Origin of the sequence: Nonomuraea sp. NPDC003804 (assembly GCF_040610675.1) — a bacterium.
In the GTDB taxonomy this organism is placed as follows: domain Bacteria; phylum Actinomycetota; class Actinomycetes; order Streptosporangiales; family Streptosporangiaceae; genus Nonomuraea.
Window position 1 is genome coordinate 1 of sequence record NZ_JBEXMT010000068.1, and the last position, 11332, is coordinate 11332.

Sequence of the window (11332 nt, forward strand, 5' to 3'; positions counted from 1 at the left end):
ACCAAGCCGGCGCTCGCAGCAGCCACTACTGGAAACGCTGGCTCCGGCACAACAAGATCCAGCTATAGATCACAAAACATGACTGTAGTACTAGGGGGCTGGTCACCAGGGGTACGTCGGCCGGTGTTTCGAGGGGGGATTCGCCACTCATCGTTCTTCCTCGTTCTGGTCCAGGATGCCGCCGAGCTCCAGCTCGAACCGGTAGCGCATGTCGTCGTCGAACCACATCCGGAAGTTCGTCCCCCAGATGTTGTTGTGAAGGTTCACGGAGAAGCCATTCTCGGGGGCGGGTGGTGCGTCATCGAAGCGGAGCAGTGCGGGAGCGCCGACGGCTACGAGCGGCGCATCGACGGTGCGTAGACGGAGGGAGTTCACGCCGTCGCGTTGAACCGCCGTCGCCGCGTGCAGCGTGCGGTTGCCGCGGCTCACGATTCGCCGCGGGTCGACAGGCAGACCGAGCTTGTGCAGCGTCCATGCTCCGTCTGCTGGTGCAGGGTGGAAACCGAACCAGCTGGCTTCAGGGAGCCGGGAGGCTTCGCGGCCGCGTACGTCCAACTGGATCCGAATCGGCCCCCGACCGGAGGGGAACCGGTACTCGATACGTATGCGCCGTGGTGCACCGGTCGCGCTCACGAGCTCGTGGGGGAGAGTGAGTTCAAGGGCTGCCGTGTTGCCGCCGTCCGGATCGTCGAGGGTTCGCAGGCTCCGAAGTTCGGGCGCGGTGATCCGGGCCGGCAGGCTGTCGGCGATCGCGAGGCCGGGGCTGCTCTGATCCGGGATCGCCCAGGTGCCAGTGTGCTGGAGGTCGCGGCAGTACTGCCGCAGCCAGCGCTGTTCGTCGTGCTCGTCGAACGTTTGATGCCGGAAGGCGCCGAGGGTGTGCTCGGCGTCGGCCCAGACAGTGCCTTCCTCATCGCGCAGGCCGGTGATGGATCCGTCGGCGCCGAATCGCACCCGGAACCGACCTAGGGAAATCTCCTCCCCTGCCCTGACGGATCCACCATTGGTGCTGCCAGGCTCAACGAGGACCGGCTGCAACTCCTTCAGTGCCGCTCGTGCTTGAGCCGCGTGCTCGGGAGCCAAGGCGGCCAGGGCGACGTCGAGGTGCGCGCGTTGCTCGGCCCAGGACGCCTCGAAGCCGGAGTACGTCAGCCCCTGAGGGGACGGGTGCTCCGCCCAGGCCCAGTCGTAGGCTCGGGTTTCCGGGGGATTCGCCGTGGGATCCACGACGTCGCGGGCGCGGGCCGCGCAGAAGTCGGCTTTCGCATAGTTCCGGTAGTCGGGAAGATAGGTCTTCAGATCCTTCCCGCAGGTGTGTTCCGCGATGCGCAGGAGAGCGACGCTCAGGTCGTGGTGCGCCGCCGACGCCGGGTCCAGCGTCCCGGCGCGCAGCCAGGAGGTCCGTAGGCGCTGCATGATCCCGAGACCTGCGGTGAGGAGAGGGTCGGCCCCGGCACCATGAATCCACGTATCCCCGATTTCGTCCTCCACCACCGGGAGGTCTGCACGATGTGCGAGAAGAGCACGTGCAAAGTCGTCCAGCCCCGAGGCCACGATCCGGGCCGCCGGGTGCGCCGATGCGAGCGACGCGAACAGTTCTTCGATCTCGGCTGCGTCCGGGGGGCCGTCGTTGTCACCGGTATGCGCTAGGTAGAGGGCATCGGATCCGCCCGGAACGACGGCGATGTCGGTGCCTTCGGATCCGTACGAGCGTGCGTAGTTGACCACGACCTCCGCGCCACCGGGAGCGCGCCAGCGGAAGAATTCGGGGACATCGGGCACGGCCGAGGCTCCGTTCACCCCCAGGTGCAGGTATTCGATCCCTGCGTCCGCCAGCACCGGCACCAACCCGATGGTGTGGCCGGGCACGTCGGTCATCTTCGCGGCAAGGGTGCGTCGGCCGTATCGCGCATCGAGGCTCTGCGAGATCGACGTGCCGAACGCGGCGAGCGACGGGTCCATGAGCTCGGTGTGGGTGGTCAGCGGCAAGGCGTGCCAGCGGATGGAGCCCGCGCGGAGCGCCATGTCCAACCGCTCCCGTAGTGCCGGTGCGCCGGTGCGCAGCACGTGGTCAATGAGCCAGGAGCCGGTCGTCCAGACGAACCGGGCGGGGCCGCCCCGCCGGTCCAGCTCCTCGGCCAGGTCGATCGCGCGTGGCAGATACCGGTCGGCGTACTTGGCGATGACGTCGTGTGCCGGCGCGGTGAATCCGATGTCGAGATGGGTTTTGAAGACCACGTGGATCGTAGCGATCACCGCAGACTCCTTCACGGGGCGAGGCTCGGGGGGGAATCCGCTGCGGGAGTGCGAGCGGGTCGTTGCCGAAACGAGATTTGTTTACGCAACCATACCGTACTTACTATGCCGTTGGTAACGCAATCAATCGCGAGGAAGCGGGTCACGGATGTCGATCACGATGGCGCGTTCCCGCCGGTCCTGGGCCGGCTGGTGGTTCGTGGGCCCTTTCATGCTCGTGTTCGTTCCGGTACTCGTCGCACCCCTGCTGTACGCGATCTACCTGAGCCTGTTCCGCGACTCACTGGTCGGCGGTACACGCTTCGTCGGGCTGGAGAATTATGCGACGGCACTGACCGACCCGAAGTTCTGGGATGCCACAGCCCGGGTGGTTCTGTTCCTGTGCATCCAGGTGCCGATCATGCTCACCCTGGCCCTGATCGCTGCGCTCGCCCTGGACAGCGCACGACTACGTTTCGTGCCGCTGTTCCGGTTGAGCATCTTCCTCCCCTACGCGGTCCCCGGGGTCGTCGCTGTCATGATCTGGGGGTACATGTATGGCGACCAGTTCGGCCTGGTGGCGGATCTGAATCGGTGGCTTCACGACGTCGTGCCCTCGCCACTGTCGGAGAGCCTTATCCTGCCTGCGATCGGCAACATCGTGACCTGGGAGTTCGCCGGGTACAACATGCTGATCTTCTATTCCGCGCTGCATGCTGTGCCTCAGGAGCTGTACGAGGCGGCCGATATCGACGGAGCGGGAGCGCTGCGCACTGTGTTCTCGATCAAGCTGCCCGCCATCCGCGGCGCGATCATCGTCGCCACGATCTTCTCCATCATCGGCAGCTTCCAGCTCTTCAATGAACCGGCCGTGCTGCAGAAGATCGCACCGCATGCGATCACGAGCTACTTCACGCCGAACATGTACGCGTTCAACCTGTCGTTCGCCGGATCCCAGTTCAACTATGCGGCCGCGATCGCGATCATCTCCGGCGTGATCACGATGATCATCGCGTTCTTCGCACAGTCCATGGGCGCAAAGGAGCAGAACCGATGAGACACCCTCGCGGGGTCCAGGCCTCCGCCGTTCCCCACCGGAAACGCCGTCTCATCCTCGTCCTTGAGGGGCAAGCGACCGAAGAACTCCCCGGAGGTTCCCGATGAGCAAGGAAGGTAGCGCCACCAGCGGCCGGATCCAGCACAACGCCGCCCGGTCGCCAGGACAACCCTCTGCCCGGCGCACCCGCACCTCGATCACCCTCATGATCGTGATGACCCTCATGCTCCTCTACAGCCTGGGGCCGATGTTCTGGCTCTTGGTGAACTCGACGAAGACGAAGGAGGACCTCTACGACACCTCAGGGCTGTGGTTCGGCCAGACGTTCTCGCTGTTCGGCAACGTCGCGGACGTGTTCGCCCACGACGACGGGGTCTTCCTGCGATGGTTCCTCAACACCGTCCTTTACGTCGTCGTCGGCGCTGGAGGGGCCACCCTGCTTGCGACTCTCGCCGGCTATGGCTTGGCGAAGTATCGTTTCCCCGGTCGTAGAGCCGTCTTCGCCATCGTCCTCGGCACCCTCGCGATCCCGGGTTCCGTCCTGGCCGTCCCGCAGTTTCTGCTGTTCAGCAAGCTCGGGCTCACCAATACACCGGCGGCGGTGATCATCCCCTCCCTGGTCAGCGCTTTCGGCCTGTACCTGGTGTGGGCGTATGCGGCGGAGGCGATTCCCGATGAGATCATCGAGGCCGCGCGCCTGGACGGTGCCGGAGAAATGCGGATCTTCTTCTCGATCTCGTTGCGCCAGCTCGCGCCAGCCTTCATCACCGTTTTGATGTTCGCGGTTGTCGCAACCTGGAACAACTACTTCCTGCCGCTCATCATGCTCTCGAGCCCCGAGTGGTACCCGCTCACGGTCGGCCTGAGCCAGTGGGCCTCAGCCTCGGCCTCGGTCGGAGCGGATCCGATCCCGCACCTCGTCATCACCGGATCGCTACTGACGGTCTTGCCGATCTCCGCGGCCTTCCTCTACCTGCAGCGTTACTGGCAGTCCGGGCTGACGGCCGGAAGCGTCAAGTAGTCAAGCAGCGGCCGGACCTCCCACCGGCGCTCCTCACAAACCATCTGTATGCGACACCCCTCATTCACTCCCCCCGTAAAGGAACACAGCGGTGAAGAAGAACCTCTGGACGCGCGTCGTCGCCGCCGTCGGCAGCGCTTCCCTCCTGGTAGGCGCTCTCGCGGCCTGCCAAACCGACAACGGCCCCGTCGCCCCCGCCGGGTCGGCGAACGACGTCGACGTCGCGCTCAAGAAGGGCGGCGAGCTCACCTGGTGGACCTGGAGCGACGCCACTCAGGCGCAGGCCGATGCCTTCACGAAGGATCACCCCAACGTGAAGATCAATGTCGTCAAGCTCGACAACCCGGATGCGGCGGTCACCAAGCTGCAGAACGCTGTCAAGGCTGGATCCGGAGCCCCGGACATCGTGCCGGTCGAGTACCAGACCCTGCCGCAGCTCACGATGACCGGCGCGCTGGCCGACCTGACCTCATTCGGCTTCGACAGCTACAAGGCTCAGTTCACCGCCTCAACCTGGAACGCCGTCAAGGTGAACGACAAGCTCGTCGGGATCCCGATGGACTCCGGCCCCATGGTCTTCATCTACAACAAGGAGCTCTACACGTCCGTTGGCGTCACGGAAGCGCCGAAGACCTGGGATGAGTTCGTCAAGGCCAGTGCGGCGATCCGCAAGAAGAAGCCGGACACCTACATCGCCAGCGGGGGCGACGCCGGCTTCTTCACCAGCATGATCTGGGCCGCGGGTGGTCACCCGTTCACCGTCTCGGGCGAGAAGGTGACGATCAACCTCCAGGACGAGGGCAGCAAGAAGTTCGCGGACATGTGGGGCGGCCTCCTGCAGCGTGGTGAGCTGTCGACGGTGTCCACCTGGTCGGACGAGTGGAGCAAGGCCCTCACTCAGAACAAGCTCGCGACCTTGATGATGGGTTCGTGGATGATCAGCGGCATGGACGACTTCGGTGCCGGCAAGTGGCAAGTGGCGCCGATGCCGACGTGGGACGGCTCCCCCGGCTCCGCCGAGAACGGCGGGAGCGGCCTGTCGGTCACCGAGCCGAGCAAGAACAAGGCCCTTGCTGCCGCTGTGCTGCGGTTCATGGCGGACGGAAAGGGACGTGACCTGATCAACCAGGGTGGCTTCCCGTCGACCGTGAAGGAGTTCACCAACCCGACCTGGGCGGATGCCACGTTCAAGGCGTACGGCGACCAGAAGGCGAACCAGATCGGCGCGGCCTCGGCCAAGTCGGTGATCGCGGGATGGCAGTACCTGCCCTACCAGGGCTACGCGAACAATGTCTTCGGCGACTCGGTCGGCAAGGCGATCGGTTCCAAGAGCGATCTGAATGCGGCTCTGCAGGAGTGGCAGAAGACACTCGTCGACTATGGCAACGCGCAGGGCTTCCAGGTCAACAAGTAGCCGGCTCGTTCGCCAAGATGCGGGGTTCGCGCTGCGCGAGCCCCGCACTCCATTTCCCACTCCTTCATCGGATTCTTCTCGGAGCTCTTCATGCCCACATTCGCCATCGGCGAGACCGATTTCCTCCTCGACGGCGCACCGTTCCAGGTGATCTCCGGTGCGATGCACTACTTCCGCATTCACCCCGATCAGTGGGAGGAGCGTCTGCGTACGGCCAGGCAGATGGGTCTGAATACGATCGAGACATATGTGCCGTGGAACGCGCACGAGCCACGGCGTGGCGAGTTCTCGGCTGTCGGCGGGCTGGACCTCGCCCGCTTCCTCGACCTTGTACGGGCTCAGGGCATGTTCGCGATCGTGCGGCCTGGCCCTTACATCTGCGCCGAATGGCACAACGGCGGACTGCCCGAGTGGCTCATCGAGGATGAGGCCCTTGCCGTGCGCTCACGGGACCCGCGTTACCTGGCGGAAGTCGAGCGCTACCTGAGCGAGGTCTATAAGATCGTCCGCCCGCGGCAGATTCACCACAGTGGCGCGGTGATCCTCGTGCAGATTGAGAACGAGTATGGCGCCTACGGGTCCGACGCCGCCTACCTTCGCGCCCTGACCGACATGACCCGGGCGGATGGAATCGAGGTGCCGCTGACGACCGTCGACCAGCCGACCGACACGATGCTCGACAACGGCACGCTGCCTGAGCTGCTGAGCACGGCATCATTCGGATCACGCGCGGCAGAACGCCTGGCGACCCTGCGCAGGCACCAGCCCACGGGCCCGCTCATGTGCGCCGAATTCTGGTGCGGCTGGTTCGACAGTTGGGGCGAGCCTCACCACACGACCTCGGCGAAGGACAGTGCTGCGGACCTGGAGGCGATCCTCGCCATGGGTGCCAGCGTGAACATCTACATGGTCCATGGCGGGACGAACTTCGGTTACTCCGCCGGGGCGAATGACAAGGGCATATACCGGCCGATCATCACCTCATACGACTACGATGCCCCGATCGCCGAGGACGGCACACCCAGGGAGAAATACTGGCGGTTCCGTGAGGTCATCGCGCGGCACGCACCAGTGCCGGAGGATACGCCCGCCCCTCGCACGCCCTCACGGGTGCTGGAAGCGGCACTCACCCGCGCGGTCCCTCTCGCCGACGCGGAGCTGGAGCGTTGGATCGAGCACGAAGCTGCTCCCCCGGCGACGGCCTTCGGGTCCCCGCGCGGCTACTCCCGGTATGCCACCACCATCCCCCACGCGGGAGTGCTCACCGTGGGTGAGGTGCGTGACCGTGCCCACATGTACCTCGACGGACGCCCAGTGGGGGTCCTCGACCGCGAGGCGCACGACCGCACGTTGGCCCTGCCTTCTGGGGGCGAGCTGTCGATTCTCGTGGAACACCTGGGCGGAGTGAACTACGGTCCGAGAATCGGCGAGAGCAAAGGTCTTGTCGGGCCAGTGCGGCTGGACGGGCGCGAACTCAACGGCTGGCGAGTGTCACCGCTGGAGTTGGAGGCGGATCCGATCCGGGCAGCGCTCGACGCCAGAGGTCTGGCGGTGAATCCAGGTGTCCCGCTGGGAGGGCCCGTACTCGTAAGTGGCCATTTCGAGGCCGACGCATCCGGTGACCTGCACCTCGACGTGCGCGGGTGGGGGTCGGGCGCGGTGTGGATCAACGGCTTTCCGCTCGGGCGATACTCGGCCCGCGGTCCGCAGGAGACCCTCTACGTGCCCGCCCCGCTACTGCGTTCCGAAGGCAATGAGATCCTCGTCCTTGAAGTGCGTGGCATGGCGGATCCCACCATCCGGTGTGTGCCGGAGCCCAGGCTCGGGCCGACAGAATTCTGAGATGGCTCAGCCATCGGTGCGGACTGGCCCTGTGCTGTTCCGTTCGACCAGACGGGTTGGGATCAGAGGGTTTCCCGGGAGTGGGTCTCCGTCGATCATCGCGATGAGCATTTCGGTCGCCCGCTGCCCCACCGCATCGAAGTTCTGGTGGATGGTCGTCAGTGCAGGCCAGTAGTTGCCGCTGTCGTCGCCGTTGTCGAAGCCGATGACGCTGAGATCTTCGGGGATTCGGAGGCCGACTTCGTGCGCGGCGCGCATGACGCCCAGTGCCATCTGGTCGTTGGCGGCGAAGACCGCGGTCGGACGCGGGGTCTCCGCGAGGATCTCGCGTCCGGCGGCGTAGCCTGAGTCGGCGGTCCAATCACCGCGCCGCATCACCGGCGTGTCCAGGCCGTTCTCACTCATGACGTGCGCATACGTGTCGGCGCGATGTTGTGCGGAGAACGACTTCAGAGGGCCGGCCACGTGGGCGATGCGCCGATGCCCCCGATCGAGCAGGTGCTGCATCGCGAGGCGGGCGCCCTGCTCCTGGTCCGTGTCGACAAGCGTATGCCCGGCCGTCGCGATGGAGTCGACGATGACCAGTGGCAGCCCCGCGGTAAGTGTGTAGTCGTCTGGCGAGCCGAACTCGGCCGACATGATGAGGATGATGCCATCGACCGCCTGTTCTTCAAGACGCCCGAAGGCGCCCACCACGTTCAACCGCGTCGGATCGGCGACCGGGATCAGCGTCGTCGTGTATCCCGATGCCGCGGCCGCCGCAGCCACCGCCGCCAACGTACGCTCGTTACCGAGGGTCGTGAGGTTGAACGTGACAACGCCGAGACTGCGGAAGCGACCCGACTTCAGGTTTCGGGCGGCGCTGTTCGGCCGATAGCCGAGCTCTCTCATCGCCGCGAGTACCTTTTCCCGTTTTTCCGGTCGCACGTGCACATACCCGTTGGCGACGCGCGACACAGTCTGCGCCGAGACGCCGGCACGCTCCGCGACGTCCTTCATCGAGGCGCGTGGCGGATCTTGTCTGATCTTTGTCATGGCAACGCAAACAATAGTCGATCCACCGGAAGAGCCACAGCGGATTCTCTCGCGCGCCGTTCGGTCACCCAGTCCGCGAAGTCTGGCGCGGACAGCGCGCCGAGTACGTGCAGCGTCAGCTTGGCCGCCTCGGGCAGCCCGTCGAAGCCGATCGCGAACACGCTGCGTACCGTCAGATCGCCCGCGTGGAGCCGGCCCAGCCGCTTGTGCTCGTCCTCCAGCAGCCCCACCAGGTAGTCGACGGTCCACTCAGGGCGGGCCGCCAACCGGGAGCCCGCGATGCGCAAAGCGATCGGCAGGCCGCCGCAGAAGCGCGCCAGCCTGCGCAGAGCGTCGTCCGCGGCCCGTCCCGAGTTCCTGACCAGCAACTCCAACGCCTCGGCGTCGTCGAGCACGCCCACCGACAGCCGCAGCGCGCCGGTCAGGCCGCCGAGCGGGGAACGGCTGGTCACGACCGTCGGGCACGCGCTCAGCAGCGACCGCACCTGCGCCTCGCCAGCCGCGTTGTCCAGCACCACCAGCAGCCGGCGGTTGGCGGGGTAGGTGCGGAACAGCCGTTCGCGCTGCTCCCGTGACGCCGGTATCGCCTGCGCCGGGCAGCCCAGCCAGCGCAGGAAGTCCTCCAGCACCGCCGCCGGGGTCGTGGTCTCGCGCAGGTCGGCGTACAGGATGCCGTCGGGGAAACGCTCGCGCCGCAGCCACGCCGCGTGCACGGCCAGCGCCGACTTGCCCGCCCCCGCCTGGCCGTGCACCACGACCAGGCCGCCTATCACCCGCTCCAGCAGGTCCGACGCTGGCGAAGTACTGGACGTATGAAGGAACAGCGCCTGGCGGAAGGCAAGGAGTGGTAAAGCCGCACGTCAGGGCTTGATCGTCGTGCCATTAGCGTGTCATTAACCCCGGCAACGAGGGGTCAACCACGGTCACTCACGACCAGTCCGGCAACGACGCTGACCAGGGAACCCGTGGTGCGCGGCCCATGGTCGCTGCAATTCCCAAGCTGACGGCGTGGGTCCGATCGCGTCAGGCTTCAGGCCTCAGAAGGTGCTGGAAGGCTCCATCTGTGTTTTTCAGCACGGCCGGGTCGTGTAGTGGCTCTGGCCATATCTGAAGGTAGTGATCATCTACCCAGCAGCGCTCTTCCTCGATTCCTCTGATGTGATACCGCAAGCGGTAAGTACCGGGGCCAGAAAGCAGCAGGGAAAGGTCGTGTGCCTTTTCATCGTCCCAGTCCATGAGCCATCCCACCAGGAAGACTTCGCCCGACGGGGCCTCAAAACTGATCTCCACGATGTCCTCATAGCCATCGAGGTCAGCACCTGGATCCCGGTCGGCTGCGGTCACCGTAAACGGAATCTCCCCCCACTGCGTGGCGATGTTCAGGCTCACGAGGCCTCTCTCCTCTAATTTCATGAGCCCAATGGAGTGAGCCCGTGAGTCGTTTGACCCGTCGGTGGCTTTGTAGTCCCCTCGATCCATGAGATAGACCTGACCACAGTCCTCGACCTCCACGTCCATCCGCCTCGTACGCACGACAGAAGATCCGTCTCTACTCATGGGCGGGAAGCATAGAGTCCGTCCACGACAATTTCAGCCGCCGGAGCAGCGCAACCAGCCTGCCCATGAGCGGTGGACAACAGCAGCTTCCGTGCCAGATACGTGCCAGAACGAGCGGGGATCCACGGTGTCTCACGGGGACTCACGGTCAATCGGTCTTCCCTGACCTGCGTCTCGGTATCCCAGCTCAGCACAGCAAGATCAGTAGCCGGTTCCCAAGCTGATGATGCGGCTACGCCAGGTCACGCCTGGCCATGGTGAGTCTCCTCGGTGATGTTTCCAATCCAGGAACGTAGCTGATGGAGAACCTCGTTCAGGTGGGCGTCATTGGCGAGGCCAGGAGGTGCCCATGACTCCGTTCTGAGTTCGGCCTCGGCATCGAGTTCAGCCCAGACTTCCTCGAAAGAGTCCCTGATGCTCAGCTCACGGGGATCGGCGGCCCCGAACAGACCACGGAGATCTTCGGTCAGCTTGGGCAGCGGGATCTCACCTGAGTCGTACAGGTTGAGGCGCACGGCCATCTGGCCGATGAGGGCGCGTTGATAATCCTCCACGGCATCACCTTCTCGATCTCCAGGTCAACGGGCGACGCCAGGGCCGTGACGGGTAGTGCGTGATCACCCACGGAGCGGGACGTGCCGATCAAGTGCGTCGCAGCAGACGTCGAAGCCGCTGTGCCGAGGGCACTCGACCTCACCGGCTTGCGGGCAGTAGTAGACGTCTGGGCAGCCGCAGTCAAAGAACTCGGGCAAGGGGTCGGGAAGGTGGCTCACGACCGTGAGCATGCATCGGGGACGCCATGGCGCACAATCTCTTTGATCTTCGATGGTCCAGGAGCGATCCACCGCCAGGGTTGCAGTTCGGATTGCAATACGAGGCCGTTCAGCGCCGTTCAGGATGGACCGCGCATAGCTGCTGACCTGCATGAACGATTCGGAACGGGCCGAACTTTAATCCGTAGGTTCCGGGTTCGAGCCCCGGGCGCCCTACTACCTTCACCTGCGGTTCCTTCCCTTATGGGAAGGTTTCTTGCTGATCGTGAGACACGTGTGGGCCATATCTGGGTCACTTGGTCAGTGTGTGGTTCCGGTAGATGGTGGACACATCGGTTCCGGTTCCTGCGCGACGGTTTGAAGACGCGGTTCCGGTAGCCGGGCGACAGGGTTCCGGC

Annotated in this window: 9 protein-coding genes; 4 read left to right on the plus strand and 5 right to left on the minus strand. The window is 65.0% G+C overall.

Annotated elements, in window-relative coordinates:
* Positions 1 to 147: 147 nt before the first annotated feature.
* Complete coding sequence (locus tag ABZX22_RS44480; protein ID WP_354923219.1) at positions 148 to 2256, minus strand: DUF5054 domain-containing protein; 2109 nt, start codon at positions 2254 to 2256, stop codon at positions 148 to 150.
* 148 nt (positions 2257 to 2404) lie between these two features.
* Here ABZX22_RS44480 and ABZX22_RS44485 point away from each other — a divergent pair, with 148 nt between their 5' ends.
* The 4 genes from ABZX22_RS44485 (at position 2405) to ABZX22_RS44500 (ending at position 7569) form a co-directional block, all read left to right on the plus strand.
* Positions 2405 to 3292, plus strand: coding sequence for a sugar ABC transporter permease (locus ABZX22_RS44485; protein ID WP_354923222.1), 888 nt, complete (start codon positions 2405 to 2407; stop codon positions 3290 to 3292).
* Between the two features lie 103 nt (positions 3293 to 3395).
* Entirely contained in the window at positions 3396 to 4313 is a 918-nt protein-coding gene (locus tag ABZX22_RS44490; protein ID WP_354923225.1) for a carbohydrate ABC transporter permease, read from the plus strand.
* Between the two features lie 91 nt (positions 4314 to 4404).
* Complete coding sequence (locus ABZX22_RS44495) at positions 4405 to 5727, plus strand: sugar ABC transporter substrate-binding protein (RefSeq protein ID WP_354923228.1); 1323 nt, start codon at positions 4405 to 4407, stop codon at positions 5725 to 5727.
* Between the two features lie 90 nt (positions 5728 to 5817).
* Entirely contained in the window at positions 5818 to 7569 is a 1752-nt protein-coding gene (locus ABZX22_RS44500) for a beta-galactosidase (RefSeq protein ID WP_354923230.1), read from the plus strand.
* A gap of 6 nt (positions 7570 to 7575) precedes the next feature.
* On the opposite strand, the gene ABZX22_RS44505 is transcribed toward ABZX22_RS44500, so the two are convergent.
* The 4 genes from ABZX22_RS44505 to ABZX22_RS44520 form a co-directional block, all read right to left on the minus strand.
* Entirely contained in the window at positions 7576 to 8604 is a 1029-nt protein-coding gene (locus ABZX22_RS44505; RefSeq protein ID WP_354923233.1) for a LacI family DNA-binding transcriptional regulator, read from the minus strand.
* Positions 8601 to 9377: an AAA family ATPase gene (locus tag ABZX22_RS44510; RefSeq protein WP_354923236.1), complete on the minus strand. Its 777-nt coding sequence runs from the start codon at positions 9375 to 9377 to the stop codon at positions 8601 to 8603. The genes ABZX22_RS44505 and ABZX22_RS44510 overlap by 4 nt, the downstream gene beginning before the upstream one ends.
* Positions 9378 to 9627: 250 nt before the next feature.
* Complete coding sequence (locus tag ABZX22_RS44515; RefSeq protein WP_354923238.1) at positions 9628 to 10161, minus strand: hypothetical protein; 534 nt, start codon at positions 10159 to 10161, stop codon at positions 9628 to 9630.
* 242 nt (positions 10162 to 10403) lie between these two features.
* On the minus strand, positions 10404 to 10715 hold the full coding sequence (locus tag ABZX22_RS44520; RefSeq protein WP_354923241.1) for a hypothetical protein: 312 nt from the start codon (positions 10713 to 10715) through the stop codon (positions 10404 to 10406).
* Positions 10716 to 11332: the final 617 nt, after the last annotated feature.